Below are 24,630 nucleotides of genomic sequence, written 5' to 3'. Positions count from 1 at the left end.
AGCACCATGACTGCAGAGGCCGGCGAACAGATCCCGATCTACGACCTCGTCGGGGTGGGCTTCGGCCCGTCGAACCTCGCCCTCGCCATCGCTCTCGCCGAGCACAACGCGGGCCCGGGCGAGCCGGTGACCGCGCACTTCCTCGAGCGGCAACCGCGCTTCGGCTGGCACCGCGGGATGCTGATCGACACCGCGACCATGCAGGTGTCGTTCCTCAAGGACCTGGTCACCATGCGCAACCCGACCAGCGGGTTCAGCTTCCTCAACTACCTCCGGTCGGTCGGCCGGCTGGTCGACTTCATCAACCACAAGAACCTCTTCCCGCTGCGCGTCGAGTTCCACGACTACTTCGAGTGGGCGGCCGCGAAGGTCGACGACGTCGTCTCCTACGGCACCGAGGTCGTCGCGGTGATGCCGGTCTACGACGGTCCGGAAGTCGCCTACTTCGACGTCGAGGCTTCGGACGGCTCTTCGCTGCGCGCCCGGAACCTGGTGGTGGGCACGGGCTTGCGGCCCCAGCTGCCCGAGGGCGTCACCGCCGGCGAGCGGATCTGGCACAACAGCGAGCTGCTGTTCCGCGTGGACGCGTTGCGCGCCACCGATCCCCGCCGGTTCGTCGTGGTGGGCGCCGGGCAGAGCGCGGCGGAGGTCGCGGCGTTGCTGCACGACGAGTTCCCGCGCGCCGAGGTGTGCGCGGTGTTCGCGCGCTACGGCTACAGCCCGGCCGACGACAGCTCGTTCGCGAACCGCATCTTCGACCCGGACGCCGTCGACCAGTTCTACCGCGCGGGCGAGCCGGTCAAGGACCGCCTGATGCGCTACCACGGCGCGACGAACTACTCGGCCGTCGACATCGACCTGATCGACGAGCTGTACCGCCGGATGTACCGCGAGAAGGTGCTGGGCGTGGAGCGGTTGCGGCTGTTCAACGTCTCGCGCCCGGTCGAGGTCACCGATGCGGGAACGGTGACGATCGAGTCCCTGACGACGGGTGCGCAGACGGTGCTGGAGGCCGACGCGGTCGTCTACGCCACGGGTTACCGGCCGGCGGACCCGACACCGCTGCTGGGCGAGCTCGGCTCGCGCTGCCTGCGGGACGACGAAGGACGCCTCCGCGTCGAGCGCGACTACCGGCTCACGACGGAGCCGCCCCTGCGCGGCGGGATCTACCTGCAGGGCGGCACCGAGCACACGCACGGGATCACGTCGTCGCTGCTGTCGAACACCGCGGTGCGGGTGGGGGAGATCCTGCAGTCCATTGTGGACCGCCGGGTGGTCGCCGCACCCGAAGGCGAGTACGCGGTCAGCGCGCGGTGAGCTGCTCCCGGAGGATGTCGCCGTGCCCGGCGTGCCGGGCGAAGTCCTCGATCAGGAGCAGGTAGACGAACCGGAGGCTGACCTCGCCGAGGACGTCGTGCGTCCACGTGTCGTCGAGTTCGAAGCGGGCCGCGATCTCGCGTGAGCGCGCGCTCGCCCGCTCGAATTCGGCGATCACGTCGGCGAGGCTTTCGCTCTCGGCGACGACGAAACTGGCGTCGCCCGGGGTCGTCGGCCCGTCGCACTCGGACTCGGCGAGGCCGAGCAGAAGGAGCTGGAACCAGCGGCGTTCGGCCATCGCGGCGTGCTTGACGAGGCCGATCGGCGTGGTCAGGGACGGGACCAGGCGCTGCCGGACGTCGGTTTCGGGCAGGCCGCGCGCGGTGTCGGCGACCGCGCGGCGCTGGCGGTCCATCGTCGCCTCCAGCAGGAGACGCTCGGATCCGGTGGTGATTTCGGGCAGCACGAACACAGGTCAGCTCCAGGAGTGGGGTGGTGGCCGGACGGACCTCGGAACGGCATGAGGCGGGCCACGCCCAGGATAGCGCTAGGTGACCGGCGCCGGGTGGTGGCGGCTGATCGGGATCACCATCGGTGTCCCGCTCACCGGGTCCGGCGTCACCTGGCAGCGCACGTCGAAGACCTCGTCCACGAGCTCCTCCGTGATGACCTCCACCGGCTTGCCCGACGCCACGATCCGCCCGGCCTTCATCGCGATCACGTGGTCGGCGTAGCGGCACGCCTGCGGCAGGTCGTGCAGCACCATGACCACCGTCCGGCCTTCGCCGCGGTTGAGGTCGACGACCAGGTCCAGCACGTCGATCTGGTGGGCCAGGTCGAGGTACGTCGTCGGCTCGTCGAGCAGCAGCACCGGGGTGTCCTGCGCGACCGCCATCGCGATCCACGCCCGCTGCCGCTGGCCGCCGGAGAGCTCGTCGACCGGGCGGTCGGCGAGGTCGGTCAGCTCCGTGGCCTCCAGCGCCGAGGCGACGGCGCCTTCGTCCGATGTGGACCATTGCCGCCACCAGCTCTGGTGCGGGGCGCGGCCGCGGCCGACCAGGTCGGCCACCGTCATGCCCTCCGGCGCGACCGGGGACTGCGGCAGGATCCCGAGCTGCTGGGCGACCTGGCGGGTCGGCAGGTCGTGGATCGAGCGGCCGTCGAGGTACACCCCGCCCGACTTCGGCGTGAGCAGCCGGGCGAGCGTGCGCAGCAGGGTCGACTTCCCGCACGCGTTCGGCCCGACGATCGCCGTGATCTGCTCCGCGGGGATCTCGAGGTCGAGGCCGTCTATGACGACCCGGTCGTCGTAGGCGACGCGGAGGTCCTGCACCCGCAAGGACGGTGTCATCTCGGTCAGCCTCCGGAGCCGGATCGGTTGGCCCTGGCCAGCAGCCAGAGCAGCAGCGGGGCGCCGAGCACGCCGGTCACGATGCCGACCGGGAGCGCCGACGCCGTCAGCGAGCGCGCGATGATGTCGCTGCCCAGCACCACGACCGCGCCGGTGAGCGCGGACGCCGTGATCGGCGGCGAGGAGAGCCGGGCGAGCCGTTGCGCGATCTGCGGCGCGGTCAGCGCGACGAACGAGATCGGGCCCGCCGACGCCGTCGCGAACGCGACCAGGCCGGCCCCGGCCAGCAGCAGGCCGAGCCGGACCGGCTGCACCGGCGTGCCGAGCCCGGCGGCGACGTCGTCGCCGAGCAGCAGCGTCTGCATCCAGCGGGACAGCGCCAGCACCACCGGGAACAGCACGACGAGCGCGGCGAACAGCGGCACGACGTGTTCCCAGCCGCGGTTGGCGAGGTTGCCGACCAGCCAGCCGATCGACGCCTGCGCCTCGGTGATCTGCGCCTTGCTGAGCAGGTAGTCGGTGAGGCTGGTGCACATCGCGAAGATGCCGATGCCCACCAGCAGGATCCGGTACCCGGTGGTCCCGCGCCGCCACGCCAGCGCGTACACCAGCAGCGCCGTGCACAGCCCGCCGAGCAGGCCCAGCGTGGTGGTGCCGAGGCCGCCGCCGAAGCCGAACGCGATCCCGGCGACCACGGCCGTCGCCGCGCCCGCGTTGATGCCGATCATGTCCGGGCTGGCCAGCGGGTTGCGGGTGATCGTCTGGAACACCGCGCCGGACGCGCCGAACGCGAGCCCGGCCAGCAGGCCGGTCAGCGCCCGGGGGAGGCGCAGTTCCTGCACGATGTAGCCGTTCCCGCTGTCGCTGCCGCCGAACAGGCCGGACAGCACGTCGGACACGGTCATCGGGACGTCGCCGATGGTCATGCCCACGCAGAACAGCACGAAGGCGAGCACCGCGAGGACCACGGAAACGAGCAGCAGCCGCGGCCGGACCCGGCCGGACACCGCACCGACGCGGAAGGTGACGCGGTCGCGCCGCACCTGCAGCAGGCTCATGTCAGGACTCCACGAGCTTGCGGCGGCGGACCAGGTAGATGAAGAACGGCGCGCCGAGGAACGCGACGATCACGCCGGCCCGGATCTCGCTCGGCCGCGCCATGATCCGGCCGAGGATGTCGGCGGCGAGCAGCAGGCACGGCGCGAGGATCGCGGTGTAGGGCAGCAGCCAGCGGTGGTCCGGCCCGACCACGAACCGCACCGCGTGCGGGACGATCAGGCCGAGGAACACGATCGGCCCGGCGACGGCGACCGCGGCGCCGGTCAGCAGGGTGATCGCCAGCGCGCCGCGCAGCCGCAGCGGGCCGAGCTTCCGGCCGAGCGCGATCGCGACGTCGTCACCGAGGGCCAGGCTGTTGAGCGCCGGGCCGCTCGCGATCGCCAGTACCACGCCGACCACGAGGAACGGCAGGACCTGCAGCAACGCGGTCGCGTCCACGCCGGAGAGCGAGCCGGCCGACCAGAAGCGGTAGCGGTTGAGCGCCACCGGGTCCGACAGCACCATCGCGCTGGTGAAGGACGAGAGCAGGGCCGTGACGGCGGCGCCCGCGAGCGCGAGCTTGACCGGGCTCGACCCGGCCCGCCCCCGCGTGCCGAGGTAGTAGACGACGGCGGTCGCGAGGAGCGCGCCGGCGAAGGCGAACCAGATGTAGCCGTAGAGCGAGCTGATGCCCAGCACGGTGATCGAGAAGACGATCGCGAACGCGGCCCCGGCGCTGACGCCGAGCAGGCCCGGGTCGGCGAGCGGGTTGCGGGTCAGCGCCTGCATCACCGTGCCGGCGAGCCCGAGGCCGGCACCCACGAGGACCGCGAGCAGCGTCCGCGGCATCCGGACACTGTGGATGATCACGGCGTCCGCGGAGCCGTCGTCGTGCCACAGCACCTGCCAGACGGCGCCGAACGAGATCTCCTTGGAGCCCAGCCAGACGCTCAGCAGGCAGAGGAGGACCAGGACACCGAAGGCGGCCAGGAGGCCGAGCGCACGGCCCGTGTGTGGCGGGCGTCGCGTGAGAGCGATCCCTCCGGGGTCTGTTCGCACCGCACCTCCGACTGGTACTCATTTTAGGTAAGGCTAACCGATGGTACAGCAGTGCGTTCTCACCCTCGGTTTGTTAGGTTGCCCTAAGTCCACACCCGGTTCAGGGTGTCTTGAGCAGCAGGAGGCTGGTCTCCCGGTGAGCAACGGTGACGCTGTGCAGCAGGTGGCGGAGCTCGGTTTCTGGCGTACCCGCCTCGCCTCGGCGCCGAAGGAGCTCGCCCTGCCGGTCGACCGGCCGTACTCCGCCGAGCCCGCCCCGGCCCGGCTGACCCGGCCGCGGCCGGCGGCCGACGAGCCGGCTCTCCTCGCGGCCTTCACGGTGCTGCTGTCCCGGTACGCGGGAACCGCCGACGTCGTCCTCGGCCTCGGCTCGCTGGTGCCCCTGCGGGTCGACCTCGGTGGCTCGCCCGGGTTCGCGGACGTCGACGCGCGCGTGCGCGAGGCGCGCGAAGAGGCCTTCGCCCATGAAGTCCCCTTCGACGATCTGGTCGCCGAAGTGCGGCCGGAGCCCGGTCGTGGGGGATCGGTGGTCGTCAACGTCGGTTTCGGCGCCGAGACGGACCTGCCCCTGGACCTGAACCTGACCGTCGACGGCGACACGCTCGTCGCGGACTACCGCGCGGACGTCCTCGACAAGTCCACAGTGGACCGGATGCTCGATCATCTGGAGCACCTCCTGGCCGACGCCCTGAGCCGTCCACAGTGGCCGGTCGAGCGCCTGGACCTGGTGCCGGGTCCGGAACTGCGCCGGATCCTCGAAGACTGGAACGACACCGGCCTCGACACGCCGCTGTCGACGCTGCCGGAGCTGTTCGCCGCCCGCGTCCGGGCGGCCCCGGACGCGGTGGCGCTCGTCTTCGAGGACGAGGAGCTGACCTACGCCGAGCTGGACGCGCGGGCGAACCGGCTCGCCCGCGTCCTGATCGGGCACGGAGCCGGGCCGGAACGGGTGGTCGCGCTCGCCGTGCCCCGGTCGCCGGACATGATCGTGGCCGAGCTGGCCGTGCTCAAGGCCGGCGCCGCCTACCTTCCGCTGGACCCGGACTACCCCGCGGAGCGCATCGCGTTCATGGTCACCGACGCCCGCCCGGTGTGCGTGCTGACCACGAACGACCTCGCCGGCCGCTTCGACGGCGACGTCGTGCTCCTCGACGAACTCGACCTCGGTGCCGTGCCGGACACGGATCCGGCCGCGGTGATCGTCCCGGCCAACGCCGCTTACGTCATCTACACCTCCGGCTCCACCGGCCGGCCCAAGGGCGTCGTGGTGTCGCACGCCGGCGTCGCGAAGCTCGTCGCGACGCAGTCGCAGCGGTTCGGGGTGGGCCCGCACAGCCGGGTGCTGCAGTTCGCGTCGCCGAGTTTCGACGTCGCGTTCTGGGACCTGTGCCTCGGCCTGCTTTCCGGCGGGCGCCTGGTGATCGTCCCCGCCGAGCGGCGCGTTCCGGGCCCCGAACTGGCCGAGTACGCCCACGCGAAGGGCGTCGACTTCATGATCCTGCCGCCCGCGCTGCTCGCCGAGTTCCCCGACGACTGCGACCTGCCGCGCGACAGCGTGCTGCTGGCCGGCACCGAGCGCGTGTCGCCGGAGCTGGTGCGCCGGTGGGCGCCGGGCCGCCGGATGTTCAACGCCTACGGCCCGACCGAGGCCACGACCAACTCGACGCTCGGGCTCTGCGACCCGCAGATCGCGCCCGCCTCGGCCGTCCCGATCGGCGTCCCGGACCCGGGCACCCGCGCGTACGTCCTCGACGCGTCCCTCGCGCCGGTCCCGGTCGGCGTCGTCGGCGAGCTGTACCTCGCCGGATCCGGCTTGGCGCGGGGTTACCTCGGGCGGCCGGGGCTGACGGCGGAGCGGTTCGTGGCCGACCCGTTCGGTGCGGGCGGCCGGCTCTACCGCACCGGCGACCTGGTGAAGTGGCTGCCGGACGGGCGCCTGGTGTTCCTCGGCCGCGCTGACGACCAGGTGAAGATCCGGGGCTACCGCATCGAACTCGGCGAGATCGAGTCGGTGCTCGCCGAGCACCCGCGCGTCGGCCAGTCGGTCGTCGTCGCCCAGGACGGGCAGCTGATCGCCTACGCGGTGCCGGTGCCCGACCGCGACCAGGCGGCCGAGCAGGGCCACGTCGAGGAATGGCACGCCGTCCACGAGGAGATGCTCGCCGGATCGACCGGCATCGAGGAGAACTTCGCCGGCTGGAACTCCAGCTACGACGGTTCGGACATCCCCCTCGCCGAGATGCGGGAGTGGCACGCGGCGACCATCGAGCGGATTCGTTCGATCGAGCCGAAGCGCGTCCTGGAGATCGGCGTCGGCAGCGGGCTCATCCTCTCCCGGATCGCGCCGGACGCCGAGGCGTACTGGGGCGTCGACCTCTCCGAGAGCGCGATCGAGAACGTCCGGCGCGAGGTCGCCGCGACACCGTTCGCCGACCGGGTGCACCTCGCCGCCCGCCCCGCGCACGACCTGGGCGAGCTGCCGGACGAGCCGTTCGACACCGTGGTCATCAACTCGGTCGCGCAGTACTTCCCGAGCGCCGACTACCTCGCCGAGGTCGTCCGGACCGTGGCGGCCCGGGTGCGGCCCGGCGGCACGATCTTCCTCGGCGACATCCGCAACCTCCGTTCGCTGCGGGCGTTCCGCACCGCGGTCGAGCTGCGGCACGGCCGGGCCGACGTCGCGGCGGTCGACCAGGCCATCGCGCGCGAGGGCGAACTGGTGCTCGACCCGGACTTCTTCCCGGCCCTGGCCCGCGGCCTGGACGGCTTCGGCGACGTCGACCTGTGGGTCAAGCGCGGGCAGGCGCACAACGAGCTGACGCGGCACCGCTACGACGTCGTCCTGCGGAAGGCGCCGAAGCCGGCCGCGGCCGACGAGCAGGTCGTCGCATTCGGCGATCTCGGGTCGGTGGAACGGTTCCTGGCCGCCGAGACCCCGGAACGGCTCCGCGTCACCGGGATCCCGGACACCCGGCTGGCCGGCGAACTCGCGGCGGTCCGCGCCTTGGACGAGGGCGACGCCGAGGCGGCGTTGGCCGCCCTCGACCGCCGTGACGGCGTCGACCCCGAAGCCCTGCACCGGCTCGGCGAACGCATCGGGTACCGGGTGGCGGTGACCTGGGCCGCCGAGAGTGGTGCGCTCGAGGCCGTCTTCATGCGCCCCAATGTGGCGTTCGGTGCGTCTGACGCACCCAATGTGGCGTTCGGTGCGTTGGACGCACCCAATGCCACATTGGGGCGCTCGGCCGGCGGCGCCCCCGCTTATCGCCCGGGGCGGCAGACCGGCACGCCCGCGTCGTACGCGAACAACCCGGCCGCCCGGCGGGAGACCGGCGCGCTGGTGGCGTCGCTGCGCGCGCACGTGCGCGACCGGCTGCCGCTGTACATGGTGCCTTCGGCGTTCGTCGTGCTGGACAAGCTGCCCGTGCTCGCCTCGGGCAAGCTCGACCGCAAGGCCCTGCCGAGCCCGGAGCGGTTCGCCGCCGGGCCGGGACGCGCGCCGCGCAACCCCGTCGAACAGCTGGTGTGCGAGATGTTCGCCGACGTCCTCGGATGGGGTGGGGATGGGGCAATCCACACAGTCGGCCCCGACGACGACTTCTTCGCCCTCGGCGGGCATTCGCTGCTGGCGACGCGGCTGATCCAGCGCATCCGCGCGGCGGTCGGCGCCGAGGTGCCGGTGCGGGCGGTGTTCGACGCGCCGACCCCGGCCGCGCTGGCGGAACTGCTGGCCGGGGCGGTGACCGGGACCGAGCGGCGCCCGCTCACCCGCGTCACCGAGCGGCCGGAGCGGCTGCCGCTGTCGTTCGCGCAGCAGCGGCTCTGGTTCCTGCACGGCCTGGAAGGCGGGTCGGCGACCTACAACGTCCCGCTCGTCATGCGGCTCGCGGGCGAGCTGGACGTCGAGGCGCTGCGGGCAGCGCTGCACGACGTCCTCGACCGGCACGAGGCGCTGCGGACGGTGTTCCCGACCGCCGACGGCGTGCCGTACCAGCAGATCCTGACCGAAGCCGCGGTGGAGCTGACCGTCCGCGCGGTGCCGGAGTCCGCGGTGGACTCCACTGTGGACGGATTGGTTCGCGGCGTCTTCGACCTCGGCGCCGGAGTGCCGGTGCGGGCCGCGCTGCTGACCGTCGACCCGCGGCGGCACGTGCTGGTGCTCGTCGTGCACCACATCGCCGCCGACGGCTGGTCGCTCGCCCCGCTCTGGCGGGACATCGCCACGGCCTACCGCGCCCGGCTCCGCGGCGAAGCTCCACAGTGGACGCCGCTTCCGGTGCAGTACGCGGACTACACGCTCTGGCAGCGTGAAATCCTCGCGGCCGAGGAGACCGGCCAGCTCGACTACTGGCGCACCGCCCTTGAGGGCCTGCCCGAGCGCATCCCGCTCCCGCTCGACCGGCCGCACCCGGCGGTGCCGGCCTACCGCGGCGAGTTCTTCACCTTCGCCTGGGACGCCGGCCTGAAAGCCGGGCTCACCGACCTCGCACGGGCGTGCGGTGCGAGCCCGTTCATGGTCGTGCACGCGGGCCTGACCGCCCTGCTGTCGCGGCTGGGCGGTGGCACCGACATCCCGATCGGCACCCCGATCGCCGGCCGGACCGACCCGGCGCTCGACGACCTCGTCGGCTTCTTCGTCAACACGCTCGTCCTGCGCGTCGACACCGGCGGCGACCCGTCGTTCCGCGACCTCGTGGCCCGGGTGCGGGACCGCAGCCTCGACGCCTACGCCCACCAGGACGTGCCGTTCGAGCGTCTCGTCGAAGCGCTCAACCCGGCCCGGTCGCTGGCGCACCACCCGCTGTTCCAGACCATGCTCGCCTGGCAGAACACCCCCGGCAGCAGCGTCGAACTGCCCGGGCTGACCGTGACCGAGCAGCCCGTCGGCACCGGCACGGCCAAGTTCGACCTCTGGTTCTCCTTCACCGAGCGCGCCGACGGCATCCACGGCCAGGCCGAGTTCAACGCCGAGGTCTTCGACCACACGACCGTCACCGGCCTGCTCGGCCGCCTCGAAGTCCTGCTGCGCCAGGTCGTCTCCGCGCCGGACCGCCGGCTCGGCAGCCTCGACGTGCTCACCCCGGCGGAACGCGACGCCTTGCCCGCGGTCTGGTCGGGAGACGTCGAAGACGTCCCGGCGGTCACCGTGCCCGAGCTGTTCGCGGCCCAGGTCGCGCGGACCCCGGACGCCACGGCGCTCGTCTTCGAAGACGAAGAGCTGACCTACGCCGAGCTGGACGCCGTCTCGAACCGCCTCGCCCGCGTGCTGGCCGATCGGGGCGCCGGGCCCGAGCGCGTCGTCGCCCTGGCCCTGCCGCGGTCGACGCACCTGGTCACGGCCATCCTCGCCGTGCTCAAGACCGGCGCGGCGTACCTGCCGCTCGACCCCGGCTACCCGGCCGAGCGCATCGCGTTCATGCTCGGCGACGCCGCCCCGGCGCTGGTCCTCGCGACCGGCGATGACCTGCCGCACGCAGTCCGCGTGGACGACCCGGACCTCCTCGACGGAGTTCCGGACGCTCCGCTCGATGTCGTTCTCCGGCCGGAGAGTCCCGCGTACGTCATCTACACCTCGGGTTCGACGGGCCGCCCCAAAGGCGTGGTCGTGCCGCACGAAGGCATCGTCAACCGGCTGCTGTGGATGCAGGACGAGTACGGCCTCACCGGCGACGACCGCGTGCTGCAGAAGACGCCGTCCAGCTTCGACGTGTCCGTGTGGGAGTTCCTCTGGCCGCTGATCACCGGGGCCACCGAGGTCCTCGCCCGGCCGGACGGCCACAAGGACCCGGCCTACCTCGCCCGGCTGATCCGCGACCGCGGGGTCACGACCGTCCACTTCGTCCCGTCGATGCTCCAGGTCTTCCTGCAGGAGCCGGCCGCGGGGGAGTGCACGAGCCTGCGCCGGGTCCTGTGCAGTGGCGAAGCCCTGCCCGCCGACGCTGTCGTCCAGTTCGGCCAGGTCCTGGACGCCGAGCTGCACAACCTTTACGGCCCCACCGAAGCCTCGGTCGACGTCACCTCACACCGGACGTCCATCGAGGAGCCCACTGTCCCGATCGGACGTCCGGTGTGGAACACCCGGACCTATGTCCTCGACGCCGCCCTGCGCCCGGTACCGCCCGGCACCGCCGGTGAGCTGTACCTCGCCGGCGTCCAGCTCGCCCGCGGCTACCTCGGCCGCCCCGGGCTCAGCGCGGAACGGTTCGTCGCCGACCCGTTCGGCGCGCCCGGCGCCCGGATGTACCGCACCGGCGACCTCGCCCGCTTCCGCCCCGACGGTGTCCTCGAGTTCCTCGGCCGCGGCGACGAGCAGATCAAGATCCGCGGCTTCCGCGTCGAGCCCGGCGAGATCGCCGCGACCCTCGCGACGCACGACGACGTCGCCCACGCCGTGGTCGTGGCCCGTGAGGACCGGCCGGGCGACGTCCGCCTCGTCGGTTACGTCGTCCTAGCCGACACCTCCGCGTCGCCGGCCGAGGAGTCCGAGCAGGTCGGCGAGTGGCGCGAGCTGTACGACTCGATGTATTCGGCGGCCGAGGACGAGTTCGCCGGCTGGAACTCCAGCTACACGGGCGAGCCGATCCCGCGCGCGGAGATGCGCGAGTGGCGGGACGCGATCGTCACGCGGATCCGGTCGCTGAAGCCGAAGCGGGTGCTGGAGATCGGCGTCGGCACCGGCCTGCTGCTGACCGAGCTGGCCCCGGACTGCGAGTCCTACTGGGGCACGGACTTCTCCGCCGAAGTCATCGCCGCACTGGGCGAGCGGGTCGCCGCCGACCCGGCGCTCGCCGGGCGCGTCGAACTGCGCACCGGTGACGCCGCCGACGTCACCGGACTGCCGTCCGGGTACTTCGACACGATCGTGCTCAACTCCGTCGTCCAGTATTTCCCGAGCGGGACGTACTTGCTGGAGGTGCTGCGGAAGGCCCTCGAGCTCCTCGCGCCGGATGGATCACTGTTCGTCGGCGACGTCCGCGACCTGCGCCAGGTCCGCGCCTTCCACACGGCGGTGGCCGAAGCGCGCGGGGGCGACGTCGAGCAGAACCTCCTGCGGGAGAAGGAACTCCTGGTCGCACCCGAATTCTTTGCCGGCCTGGACGGGGTCACGGCGGACATCCGGGTCAAGCGCGGCCGGGCGGTCAACGAGCTGACCCAGTACCGCTACGACGTGATCCTGCGCCCCGGCTCGGCCGTGGCACCCGAGGTCCCCGCCCTCGTGTGGGGCACCGATCTCTCCACTGTGGACGAGGTTGCCGGTCCGAGCCGGATCGAACGCGTTCCGAACGGCCGCACCGCGCCGGGCGGGGTGAACCCCGAAGACTGGTACGCATTCGGGGACGCGCACGGCTACCGCACGGTCGTCACCTGGTCCGCCGAGGGCGACGGCTCCGTCGATGTCGTGTTCACGACCGGCGAGACGGCGGGCGCGTTCCGGCCCGGCCCGGACCCGCTTCTCTCGTACACCGGCAACCCCGGCCGCTTCCGCCGGATCAGCACGTTGACCGCGGATCTGCGGACTCTCGCCGCCGACCGGCTGCCGGAGCACATGGTGCCCTCGGCGATCGTCGTCCTCGACGCGCTCCCGGTGACGGCCAACGGCAAGCTCGACCGCCGCGCCCTGCCCTCACCCGATCCCGTCGCGCCGACGTCCGACCGCGAGCCGCGCACCCCCGTCGAACGGCAGCTGTGCGAGCTGTTCGCCGACGTCCTCGGCCTGCCGCGGGTCGGCCCGGACGACAGCTTCTTCGCTCTCGGCGGCCACTCGCTGCTCGCCACCCGGCTGATCGCCCGCATCCGCACGACGCTGAACGCCGAGCTGGAAGTCCGGTCGGTGTTCGAGACGCCCACCGCCGCCGGCCTCGCCGCGCTGGTCGGTGCCGGCACCGGGACCGCGCGGCCCGAACTGGTCCCGATGGCCCGGCCCGCGCTCGTGCCCCTGTCCGGCGCGCAGCGGCGGCTGTGGTTCCTGCACCACCTCGAAGGCCCGTCGGCCACCTACAACGTCCCGCTGATCATGCGCCTGGAAGGCGAGGCCGACGTCGAGGCGCTGCGCACCGCACTGTCCGATGTGGTCGCCCGCCACGAGGCGCTGCGGACCCGCTTCCCGCAGCACGACGGCGTTCCGTACCAGGACGTCCTCCCGGCCGGCGAGATCGACCTGCCGGTGCGGGACGTCGATGATCTCGACGCCGCGCTGACCGGGCTGGTCCGCGGCCCGTTCGACCTCGAACGACACGCCCCGATGAGGGTGGAGCTGCTGCGCCTGGGCGAGCGCGAGCACGTCCTGGCGCTGGTGTTCCACCACATCGCCTCCGACGGCTGGTCGATGGCCCCGCTGTGGCGCGACATCGCGACGGCCTACGCGGCCCGGCGCGCCGGAGGAAATCCACAGTGGGCACCGCTGCCGGTGCAGTACGCGGACTACACGCTGTGGCAACGGGATCTCCTCGGCAGCGAAGACGACCCCGACAGCGTGCTGAGCACGCAGCTGGACTACTGGCGCGACACCCTGGACGGCCTGCCGGACCGCATCGAGCTGCCCCTCGACCGTCCGCACCCGGTCACCGCGACCTTCCGCGGTGAGCTGCGCACCTTCACCTGGGACGCGGATCTCCACACGCGCCTGACCGAACTGGCGCGTGAGTCCGGCGCCAGTGTGTTCATGGTCGTCCACGCGGCCCTCGCCGCCCTGCTGACCCGGCTCGGCGCGGGCACCGACGTCCCGATCGGCTCGCCCATCGCCGGCCGCACGGACCAGGCCCTCGACGACCTGGTCGGGTTCTTCGTCAACACCCTGGTGCTGCGCGTCGACACCGGCGGCGAGCCGTCGTTCCGCGACCTCGTGGCGCGCGTCCGCGAGCGCAACCTCGACGCGTACGCCCACCAGGACGTCCCGTTCGAGCGGCTCGTCGAGGTGCTCAACCCGGCGCGGTCGCTCTCGTACCACCCGCTGTTCCAGGTGATGCTCGCCGGGCAGAACAACACTCGCGCCGAGGTCACCCTGCCCGGCTTGACCGTCACCGAGATCCCGGTGACCACCGGGACGTCGAAGTTCGACCTCTCGATTTCGCTGACCGAGCGCGAGGCCGGGATCGCGGGCGTGCTCGAGTTCAACGCCGACGTCTTCGACCACCCGGGCGCGAACGCGATCCTGCGCCGCCTCGAAGTGCTGCTGCGCGCGGCACTGGCCGAGCCGGACCGCCCGGTCACCGCGCTGGACCTCCTGGCAGGCGATGAGCGCGAGCGCGTCCTGGCCGAGTGGGCCGGGTCGCTCGAACCCGCGGGCACCGAGACGTTCCCCGGCCTGTTCGCCCGCCGTGTGGCCGAAGCACCGGACGCCGTGGCGCTCGTCTTCGAGGACGTCGAACTGACGTACGCCGAGGTGAACGCGCGCGCCAACCGGCTCGCCCACCTGCTCTTGGAGTGCGGTGCCGGGCCGGAGCGCGTCGTCGCGCTGGCCGTGCCGCGGTCGGTCGACATGATCGTCGCGGAGCTGGCGGTGCTCAAGGCCGGCGCCGCGTACCTGCCGATCGACGTCGACTACCCCGGCGACCGGATCACCTACATGGTCGAGGACGCCCGCCCGGTCTGCGTCGTGACGACCCGCGAGATCGATGCGAAACTCCCCGCGGACGTTCCTCGCGTGCTCCTCGACGACCCGGGGCTCGACGGGATGTCCACAGAGGACCCGGCGGTCGTGGTGGAGCCGGAGAACGCGGCCTACGTGATCTACACGTCCGGCTCGTCCGGGCGGCCGAAGGGCGTCGTCCTCCAGCACTCCGGCGTCGCGAAGCTGGTCGCCACGCAGGTCGAGCGCTTCGGCATCGGCCCGCACAGCCGGGTGCTGCAGTTCGCGTCGCCGAGCTTCGACGTCGCGTTCTGGGACCTGTGCCTCGGCCTGCTCTCCGGCGGCCGCCTCGTCGTGGTCCCGGCCGAGCGCCGGGTGGCCGGGCCCGCGCTGACCGAGTACGCGCACCAGCACGGCGTGGACTTCATGATCCTCCCGCCCGCGCTGCTCGACGCCATGCCGGCGGACTGCGACCTCCCGCGAGACAGCGTGCTGCTGGCCGGCACCGAGCGCGTGTCGCCGGAGCTGGTCCGGCGGTGGGCGCCGGGCCGCCGCATGTTCAACGCCTACGGCCCGACCGAGGCGACCACCAACTCGACGCTCGGCGAAAGCGACCCGGTCGAGCTGGCGGACGCGACCGTCGTCCCGATCGGCATCCCGGACCCGGGCACCCGGGCGTACGTGCTCGACGCCGGGCTGCGGCCGGTCCCGCCGGGGGTGGTGGGGGAGCTGTACCTGGCCGGCTCGGGCCTCGCGCGTGGCTATCTCGGGCGGCCGGGGCTGACGGCGGAGCGGTTCGTGGCCGACCCGTTCGGTTCGGGCGGCCGCCTCTACCGCACCGGCGACCTGGTGAAGTGGCTGCCCGACGGGCGGCTGGTGTTCCTCGGCCGGGCGGACGACCAGGTCAAGATCCGCGGCTACCGCATCGAACCGGGCGAGATCGAAGCCGTGCTCACCGAGCACCCGGCGGTCGGGCAGTCGGTCGTCGTCGCTCAGGACGGCCGGCTCATCGCCTACGCCGTCCCGGTGGCCGGCCGGGACGAAGAAGCGGAGCTGGACCACGTCGGCGAGTGGCGGGAGCTGCACGAGAACGTCTTCACCGAAGCCGCTTCCGGCGGCCTGGAAGAGAACTTCACCGGCTGGAACTCCAGCTACGACGGCTCCGAGATCCCCCTCGACGAGATGCGCGAGTGGCACGCGGCCACGATCGAGCGGATCCGGTCGCTGCGGCCGAAGCGGGTGCTGGAGATCGGTGTCGGGTCGGGACTGATCCTGTCCCGGATCGCGCCGGACGCCGAGGAGTACTGGGGCGTCGACCTGTCCGAGAAGGCGATCGCGAACCTTCGGCGGGAACTCGCAGCGACGCCCTACGCGGACAAGGTCCACATCACCGCGCGCCCGGCGCACGATCTGGGTGAACTGCCGGACTTCGACACGGTGATCATCAACTCGGTCGCGCAGTACTTCCCGAGCGTCGGCTACCTCGCCGAGGTCGTCCGCACGGCCGCGGCCCGGGTCCGGCCGGGCGGCGTGGTCTTCCTCGGCGACATCCGGAACCTGCGCACCCTGCGGGCGTTCCGCACGGCGACCGAGCTGCGCCACGGCCGCCGTGACGTCGCCGCGGTGGATCAGGCCATCGCGCGTGAAGGCGAACTCGTGCTCGACCCGGACTTCTTCGCGGCACTGGCCCGCGGCCTGGACGGCTTCGACGACGTCGACCTGTGGGTGAAGCGCGGCCAGGCGCACAACGAGCTGACCCGCCACCGGTACGACGTCGTCCTGCGGAAGGCCCCGAAGCCCGGGCCGGCCGAGGAAGACGTCGTCGCGTTCGAGTCTCCGGCCCAGCTGGAACGTCTCCTCGGCGACCGTCCGGGCCGGCTGCGGGTGACCGGCGTGCCGGACGCCCGCCTGTCCGGTGAACTCGCCGCCGTCGCCGCATTGGCCGACGGCGACGCGGAAGCGGCACTGTCCGCTTTGGCCGCCCAGCCGTCCGGAGTGGATCCGGAAGAGCTGCGGGAACTCGGCGAACGCGCGGGTTACCGCGTGTATTCGGCGCCGGGGGACGCGGGCTTCCTCGAAGTCGTGTTCACCACCGGCGAGCCGGTGCGGATCCACCGCGCCCGGCCGGCCCGGGCCGCCCTGGAAGCGCTGGGGAACCACCCGGCGGGGCAGCGGGACACGAGCGCGCTGATGTCGGCCCTGCGGGCCCACGTCCGCGACCGGTTGCCGCAGTACATGGTTCCCTCGGCGTTCGTGGTCCTGGACCGGCTGCCGCTGCTCGCGTCCGGCAAGCTCGACCGCCGGGCCCTGCCCAGCCCGGACCAGCAGGCGGTCCCGGCCGGCCGGGCGCCGCGCACGCCGGTCGAAGAAGTCCTTTGCGGACTCTTCGCCGAAGTCCTCGACACCGCGTCGGTCGGCGTCGACGACGACTTCTTCGCCCTGGGCGGGCACTCGCTCATGGCGACTCGCCTGGTCGCGCGGCTGCGCGCGGTGTTCGGCGTCGAGCTGCAGGTGCGGTCGGTGTTCGAGACGCCGACGGTCGCCGGCTTGGCCGCGTTGCTGTCCACTTCAGCTGCCTCCGCCGCCCGGCCCGCGCTGGAGCGCGTCGAACCGCGGCCGGACGTGCTGCCGCTGTCGTTCGCCCAGCAGCGGCTGTGGTTCCTCCATCGCCTGGAGGGCCCGTCGGCCACCTACAACATGCCGACCGCGGTCCGGCTGACCGGCGATCTCGACGTCTCCGCGCTGAAGCTCGCCCTGTCCGATGTGGTCGGCCGCCACGAGGCCCTGCGCACGGTCTTCCCCGAGATCGACGGCGAGGCCCGGCAGCTGGTCCTCGACGACGTCACGATCCCGCTGCCGACCCGCACGGTCACCGAGACCACGCTCGCCGACGCCGTGTCGGAAACGGCCGGCGCGGTGTTCGAGCTGGAGTCCGAAATCCCCCTGCGAGCGGAACTGCTGCGGCTGGGCGCTCGTGAACACGTCCTGGTGCTGGTGTTCCACCACATCGCGTCGGACGGCTGGTCGACCGCGCCCCTGTGGCGCGACCTCGCGACGGCCTACACCGCCCGGCAGGCCGGTGAGGTTCCGCAATGGACGCCGTTGCCGGTGCAGTACGCGGACTACACGCTGTGGCAGCGCGACGTCCTCGGCGAGCCGGTCATCGAACCGCAGCTGGCCTACTGGCGTGCGGCGCTGGCGGATCTGCCGGAGCGGATCGAGCTGCCGACCGACCGGCCGCACCCGGCCGAGGCGTCCTACCGGGGCGAGCAGTTCGCCTTCGGCTGGGACGCGGAGCTCCACAGTGGACTCGTCGAGCTGGCCCGGGCCTGTGGGGCCAGCGTGTTCATGGTCGTGCACGCCGGGCTCACCGCCGTGCTCACCCGGCTCGGCGCGGGCACCGACATCCCGCTCGGCACCTCCATCGCCGGCCGGACCGACCAGGCGCTCGACGACCTCGTCGGCTTCTTCGTCAACACCTTGGTGCTGCGCGTCGACACCGGGGGCGACCCGTCGTTCCGGGACCTCGTCGCCCGCGTGCGGGACCGCAGCCTGGACGCCTACGCCCACCAGGACGTGCCGTTCGAGCGGCTGGTCGAAGCGCTGAACCCGGTGCGGTCCCTCGCGTACCACCCGCTGTTCCAGACGATGCTGGCCTGGCAGAACAACGCCGTCGCCGACCTCGCGCTGCCCGGCCTGACCGTCGCGGAGGAACCGGTCCGCACCGGCACCGCCCGCGCCGATCTGACGTTCTTCGTCGGCGAGCGGCCCGGCAGCCGGGCCGGGATCCGCGGCACGGCCGAGTACAGCAGCGACGTCTTCGACCGCGCGAGCGTCGAGACCATCCTCGACCGGCTCCGGACGCTGCTGCGGGCCGTCGTCGCCGATCCGGACACGCGGATCGGCGCGGTCGACCTGCTGACCGACGCCGAGCACGACCAGCTCGCCGCCGCCCCCGCGACGCCGCTTCCCGCGGAGACGGCCGCCGAGCTGTTTTCTGCCCAGGTCGCGCGGACCCCGGACGCTCCCGCGGTGGTGTTCGGCTCCGACCATCTCACCTACGCGGAACTCGACGCGCGAGCCACGATTCTCGCCCGGGCCCTGCTCGCTCGGGGCGCGGGGCCCGAACGCGTGGTGGCCGTGGCGCTGCCGCGGTCACCGGATCTGGTCGTCGCCCTGCTGGCGGTGCTCAAGACCGGCGCCGCCTACCTGCCGCTGGACCTGAACCACCCGGCCGAGCGCGTCGAGCTGATGCTCACCGACGCCGCCCCGCACCTGGTCGTCGCCGAGGAAGGCTTCGGTGACCGGCTGGTGCGACCCGGCGACACCGGTCCCGAAACGGCGTGGCCGGCAATCAGCCCGGACAACTCGGCGTACGTGATCTTCACGTCCGGCTCCACGGGCCGCCCGAAGGCCGTCGCCGGGAGCCAGCGCGCGCTGGCCAACCGGCTGCACTGGGGCCGGGACCTCGCCGAAGGCGTGCGCGTGGCCAAGAGCGCGCTGACGTTCATCGACGGCTCGACGGAACTGCTCGGCGGCCTCGTCGCGGGCGACCCCGTGGTCCTCGCCGACGACGCCACGGCCACCGACCCGCGCGCGCTCGCCGAACTCGTGCGGACGTCCGGCGCCCAGGTGCTGACCGTCGTCCCGAGTCTCCTCGACAGTTTCGCCGAGGACGCCCCGGCCGACGCGTTCGCCTCCGTGACGACCTGGATCACCAGTGGTGAGCCGCTTTCCGCCGCCCTCGCCGAGAAGGTGGCCCGGCGGTGGCCGTCGGCGAAGCTGGTCAACCTCTACGGCTGTTCCGAGGTCGCGGGCGACAGCCTCGCCCAGGTCTGCGGGCCGGTGGCGATCGGCCGGCCGATCGCGAACACCTGCGCGTATGTCCTCGACGCAGGCCTGCGGCCGGTGCCGCCGGGCGTCCGCGGCGAGCTGTACCTGGCCGGCGCCGGGCTCGCGCGGGGCTACCTCGGCCGACCGGCGCTGAGCGCGGAACGGTTCGTGGCGTCGCCCTTCGCGCCGGGGGAGCGGATGTACCGCACCGGCGACCTGGCCCGCCGCCGCACCGACGGCGCGCTCGAGTTCCTGGGCCGCGCGGACCAGCAGCTCAAGATCCGCGGGTTCCGCGTCGAGCCGGGCGAGGTCGAAGCCGTGCTGACCGCCGACGCCTCGGTGGCCCGCGCGGCCGTCGTCGCCCGCGACGGCCGGCTCATCGCGTACGTCGTGCCTTCCGGGGACCACGTCGACCCGGTGCAGCTGCGGAGGAAGCTCGCCGAGCGGCTGCCGGAGTACCTGGTGCCCTCGGCGATCGTCGTCCTGCCGGAGCTGCCGGTGAACGCCAACGGCAAGCTCGACCGCGCCGCCCTGCCCGACCCCGAGGTCCGGACCTCGGGCCGGGTCGCGCGGACCCCCGCCGAACAGGCGCTGGGCGACCTGTTCGCCGACGTCCTCGGTGTGCCGCGGGTCGGCCCGGACGACGGGTTCTTCGCCCTCGGCGGCCACTCGCTGCTGGCGACCCGGCTGGTCAGCCGGATCCGCGCGCTGCTCGGCGTCGAAGTGCCGATCCGGGCGGTGTTCGACGCACCCACCCCGGCCCGCCTGGCCGAACTCCTGGACCCGGGGCGGCAGAGCCGTCCGGCGCTGGTGCCGGTCGAACGGCCCGACGTGCTGCCGCTGTCGTTCGCCCAGCAGCGGCTGTGGTTCCTCGACCGCCTCGACGGGCTGAGCGCGACCTACAACATCCCGTGGGCGTGGGAGCTGACCGGACCGGTCGACGCCGGCGCGCTGCGGGCCGCCCTCGGCGATGTCGTCGCCCGGCACGAGGTTCTCCGGACGATCCTGGTCGAGGACCACGGCACCCCGAGCCAGGTGGTGCTGGCGGCGGGCGACGAACGCGCGCGGCCGGTGCTGGTCACCGAAACGGCGACCGACCTCGACGAGAGCGTCACCGCCGCGGCGTCGTACTGCTTCACCCTCGACGCCGAGATCCCGGTGCGCGCCACGCTCGTGTCGGCCGGGCCCGAGCGGCACGTGTTCGTGCTGCTGGTGCACCACATCGCCGGCGACGGCTGGTCGCTGCCGCCGCTGAAGCGCGACCTCGACACCGCCTACACCGCGCGCCTGCGCGGTGAGAGTCCACAATGGACGCCGCTGCCGGTGCAGTACGCGGACTACACGCTGTGGCAGCGGGAGATGTTCGGCCGCGCCGACGATCCGGACAGCCTTCTCGGCCGCCAGGCGGCGTTCTGGCGGGACGCCCTGTCCGGGATCCCGGACGAGCTGGCGCTCCCGGCGGACCGGCCACGCCCGGCCCGGTCGACCAACCGCGGCGCCGCCGTGCCGTTCACCGTGCCCGCCGACGTCCACCGGGGCCTGCGCGAGCTGGCCCACGGCAGCGACACCAGCACGTTCATGGTGCTGCAGGCGGCCCTCGCGGCACTGCTCACCCGGCTCGGCGCGGGCACCGACATCCCCCTCGGCACGCCGGTGGCCGGGCGCACCGACCACGCGCTGGAGGACCTCGCCGGGTTCTTCGTCAACACCCTGGTCCTGCGGACCGACACCGGCGGCGACCCGACGTTCCGGGAGCTGCTGGACCGCGTCCGCGAGGCCGACCTGGCGGCGTACGCCCACCAGGACCTGCCGTTCGAGCACCTCGTCGAGCTGCTCAACCCGGCCCGGTCCCTGGCCCGGCACCCGCTGTTCCAGGTCATGCTCGCGGTCTACCACTCGGGTTCGGAGCCGGAGCGGCTGCTCGGCCTCGACGCGTCCTACCGGGACACCGGGCTGCGGCAGGCGAAGTTCGACCTGTCCTTCGACCTGGTCGAAACCTCCGGTGGGCTCGAAGGTGACCTCGAATTCAGCCTCGACCTCTTCGACGAGCCGACCGCCCGGACCCTCACCGAGCGCCTGGTGCGGCTGATGGCGGCCGTCGTCGCCGACCCGGACCGGCCGTTGAGCCGGATCGACGTCCTGGACGCGGCCGAGCGGCACCGGATCGTCGCCGGGTGGGGGCGTGGCGAGCCGCTGACGACGTCCGCGCCGACGGTCGTCGACCGGCTGGCCGCGCAGGTGGCGGCGACGCCGGGCGCTACTGCGCTGAGCGACGCGTCCAGCAGCGTCACCTTCGCCGAGTTCGCGATGCGGACCGACCGCATCGCCCGCTGGCTGACTTCGCACGGTGCCGGACCCGAGAAGGTGGTCGCGCTCGTGCTGCCCCGGTCCGCGGCAGTCGTCGAGGCGATCTTCGGCGTGCTCAAGGCGGGTTCGGCCTACCTGCCGGTGGATCCGGACCAGCCGGCCGACCGGATCTCGGCGATCCTCGAGGACGCCGGTGCCGCGCTGGTGCTGACCAGCCGCGCGCTGGCTTCGCCGGTTCCGGGGGCCCTGTTCGTCGAGGACATTGTGGACACTGGGGTGGCGCTGACTCCGCCGTCGCCCGCGAACCCGGCGTACGTGCTGTACACGTCCGGCTCCACGGGCAAGCCGAAGGGCGTGGTGATCCCGCATTCCGGGCTGGCGAACCTGTTCCACAGCCACCGCGAGACGCTGTACCGCCCGGCGGTCGCGGCCGCGGGCGGGCGCCGGCTGCGGGTCGGGCACGCGTGGGCGTTCTTCTTCGACGCCTCCTGGCAGCCGCAGCTGTGGCTGCTCGACGGGCACGAGGTGCACGTCATCGACGACGACGCGCGCCGCGACCCCGACCGGCTGGCCGCGGTGGTGCGCGACCGCGGGCTCGACTTCCTGGAGCTGACGCCGTCGCACTTCGCGCAGCTGGCCGCGGCCGGGGTGGTCGAAGACGGTGAGTGCGCCCTCGGCGTCGTCGGCGTCGGCGGCGAAGCGGTGTCCCAGCCGCTGTGGGAGACGCTGCGGTCGATGCCCGGCACCGAGGCGTACAACCTCTACGGGCCCACTGAGGCCACAGTGGATGCCCTGGTCGGCCACTTCCGCGACGCCGACCGGCCGGTGATCGGCCGCCCGGTGCACAACGCCCGCGCGTACGTCCTCGACGGCGGCCTGACCCCGGTCCCGGCCGGCGTGCCCGGCGAGCTGTACCTGGCCGGCGCCGGACTGGCGCGCGGCTACCACGGCCGCCCGGCGCTCACCGCGGACCGGTTCGTCGCCGACCCGTTCGGGCCGGCGGGGGAGCGGATGTACCGCACCGGCGACCTGGTGCGGTGGCGGCCCGACGGGCAGCTCGAGTACCTCGGCCGCACCGACGACCAGGTCAAGATCCGCGGCTTCCGGATCGAACCGGGCGAGATCGAGACGGCCCTGGCCCGCCACGACGACGTCGAGCAGGCGCTCGTCGTCGTCCGCGAGGACCGGGACAAGCGCCTGGTCGCCTACACGACTCCGGCGACCGCGGATCCCGCGCGGCTGCGGGAGTTCGCCGCCCGGTCGCTGCCGGAGTACATGGTGCCGGCGGCGATCGTGCCCCTGGACGCGTTCCCGGTGACGCCCAACGGGAAGCTCGACAAGGCCGCCCTGCCGGTACCCGGGTACGAGACGCGGGGCCGGGCACCCGAAACACCCTTGGAGAAGACCCTCTGCGAAATCTTCGCGGAGGTCCTGGACGTGGGCACCGTGGGTGCCGACGACGACCTGTTCACCCTCGGCGGGCATTCCCTGCTGCTGGTGGTCCTGCGCAACCGGATCGCCGAGTGGACCGGGACCGAGCTCCCGATCGCCGAGTTCTTCCGCACCCCGACCGCGGCCGGGCTCGCGGCCCTGCTGACTGAGACACGAGGAAACTGATGCAGCGCACCCTGATGAACGCCAAGATCCACCGCGCCACGGTGACCCAGGCCGATCTGCACTACGTCGGGTCCCTGACCATCGACGCCGACCTGATGGCCGCCGCGGACATCGTCGAAGGCGAGCAGGTCCAGGTCGTCGACATCACCAACGGCGCGCGGCTGGAGACCTACGCGATCACCGGCGAGGCCGGGACCGGCGTGATCGGCATCAACGGCGCGGCCGCGCACCTGGTGCACCCCGGCGACCTCGTCATCATCATCACCTACGCCCAGGTCGACGAGGCCGAGCGCGCCGGGCACCGGCCGCGCGTGGTGCACGTGGACGCGGACAACCGCCAGGTCCACCTGGGCCACGACCCCGCGGAGCCGGTTCCTGGCGCGGAAGCCCAGTTGTCCGGTCGGAAGTGACGCGGGTGGGGGTGGACACAGGACGGTCGCGGTGGTTGCTTTTGGCAGGCTCGCCTAAATAAGGTGTGCCTATCCTAAAAGCTTGCGAGAGGTTCTCATGTCGGTGTTTCAAGGCGGTGCCGGGCTCAGCCGGCGAGGATTCCTGATCGGGACGGGCGGTCTCGCCGCGGCCGCGGCGCTCACCGCCTGCGGCAGCGGTGACGACAAGCCGGCGGCCGCCGCTTCCGGGCCGTGGGAGTTCACCGACGACCGGAACCAGAAGGCGGCGCGCGACCAGCGCCCGTCCCGCGTCGTGGCCTACGTCAGCTCCGCGGCCGCGCTGTGGGACTACGGCGTCCGCCCGGTCGGCGTGTTCGGCCCGCAGAAGACGGCCGACGGCGGCAAGGAGATCCAGGCCGGCAACATCGACCTGAACGCCGTGACGTCGATCGGCAACGCGTGGGACGACTTCAGCATGGAGAAGTTCGCCGCGACGAAGCCGGACCTGGTGATCACCGGGCTCACCGGCGCCAAGCCGACCGACCTGTGGGTGCTCAAGGACGACCTCGGCCCCAAGGTGCAGCAGGTCGCGCCGATCGTCGCGATGTCGGAGTACAAGGTCACGCTGCCGAAGGTGATCGAGCGCTACGAGCAGCTCGCCGTGGCCCTCGGTGGCGACGGGAACTCCGCCGCCATCAAGAAGGGCAAGGAAGACTTCCAGAAGGCGTCCGACGACCTGAAGGCGGCCGTCAAGGCCAAGCCGGGCCTCAAGGTCCTCGTGGTGTCCAGCGACAAGGACAACCTGTACGTCTGCAAGCCGGAGTTCTTCGCGGATCTCGCGTACTACCGCGACCTGGGCCTGGACATCGTCAACGGCGCCGGCTCGGACGACTACTTCGAGACGCTCAGCTGGGAGCAGGCCGGCAAGTACCCGGCCGACCTGATCCTCACCGACAGCCGCACGTACGCGCTTTCGCGTCAGCAGCTGGCGGCGATCCCGACGTGGGCGCAGCTGCCCGCGGTCAAGGCGAACCAGCTCGCCGACTGGTCGACCGAACCCCGGTTCAACCCGGTGCTCGCGGCCCCGGTCATCCAGAAGCTGACCGAGGTCGTCAAGGGCGCCCGCACGGACATCACCGCCTGAGGAGGCT

General features: G+C 72.6%; 8 protein-coding genes. 4 read left to right on the top strand and 4 right to left on the bottom strand.

Features of this window, described 5'->3' with window-relative positions:
• Positions 1-6: 6 nt before the first annotated feature.
• A complete protein-coding gene (locus ACZ4TR_RS10900) occupies positions 7-1,317 on the top strand; it encodes a lysine N(6)-hydroxylase/L-ornithine N(5)-oxygenase family protein (protein WP_465286844.1) in 1,311 nt (436 codons plus the stop codon).
• Here the strand turns inward: ACZ4TR_RS10900 and ACZ4TR_RS10895 are convergent.
• From ACZ4TR_RS10895 to ACZ4TR_RS10880, 4 genes are all read right to left on the bottom strand, one after another.
• Positions 1,304-1,789: a DinB family protein gene (locus ACZ4TR_RS10895; protein ID WP_465286843.1), complete on the bottom strand. Its 486-nt coding sequence runs from the start codon at positions 1,787-1,789 to the stop codon at positions 1,304-1,306. The genes ACZ4TR_RS10900 and ACZ4TR_RS10895 overlap by 14 nt on opposite strands.
• Before the next feature lie 75 nt (positions 1,790-1,864).
• Positions 1,865-2,668: an ABC transporter ATP-binding protein gene (locus ACZ4TR_RS10890; protein ID WP_465286842.1), complete on the bottom strand. Its 804-nt coding sequence runs from the start codon at positions 2,666-2,668 to the stop codon at positions 1,865-1,867.
• A gap of 5 nt (positions 2,669-2,673) precedes the next feature.
• On the bottom strand, positions 2,674-3,726 hold the full coding sequence (locus tag ACZ4TR_RS10885; RefSeq protein ID WP_465286841.1) for a FecCD family ABC transporter permease: 1,053 nt from the start codon (positions 3,724-3,726) through the stop codon (positions 2,674-2,676).
• 1 nt (position 3,727) lies between these two features.
• Positions 3,728-4,765, bottom strand: a complete 1,038-nt coding sequence (locus tag ACZ4TR_RS10880; protein ID WP_465286840.1) for a FecCD family ABC transporter permease — start codon at positions 4,763-4,765, stop codon at positions 3,728-3,730.
• 136 nt (positions 4,766-4,901) lie between these two features.
• On the opposite strand from ACZ4TR_RS10880, the gene ACZ4TR_RS10875 reads away from it, so the two are divergent.
• The 3 genes from ACZ4TR_RS10875 to ACZ4TR_RS10865 all read left to right on the top strand — a co-directional run bounded on the left by ACZ4TR_RS10875 (position 4,902) and on the right by ACZ4TR_RS10865 (position 24,623).
• Entirely contained in the window at positions 4,902-23,090 is an 18,189-nt protein-coding gene (locus ACZ4TR_RS10875) for an amino acid adenylation domain-containing protein (RefSeq protein WP_465286839.1), read from the top strand.
• Positions 23,090-23,500 carry an aspartate 1-decarboxylase gene (gene panD, locus ACZ4TR_RS10870; protein WP_465286838.1) on the top strand — a complete coding sequence of 137 codons (411 nt, stop codon included), beginning with the start codon at positions 23,090-23,092 and terminating at the stop codon, positions 23,498-23,500. The genes ACZ4TR_RS10875 and panD overlap by 1 nt, the downstream gene beginning before the upstream one ends.
• 82 nt (positions 23,501-23,582) lie before the next feature.
• Positions 23,583-24,623, top strand: coding sequence for an ABC transporter substrate-binding protein (locus ACZ4TR_RS10865; RefSeq protein WP_465286837.1), 1,041 nt, complete (start codon positions 23,583-23,585; stop codon positions 24,621-24,623).
• The last annotated feature ends 7 nt before the right edge of the window (positions 24,624-24,630 follow it).

This window comes from Amycolatopsis sp. NPDC028719 (assembly GCF_055565395.1).
Note: the sequence above shows the minus strand (reverse complement) of the source record. Positions and strands in the feature narration are given on the sequence as shown.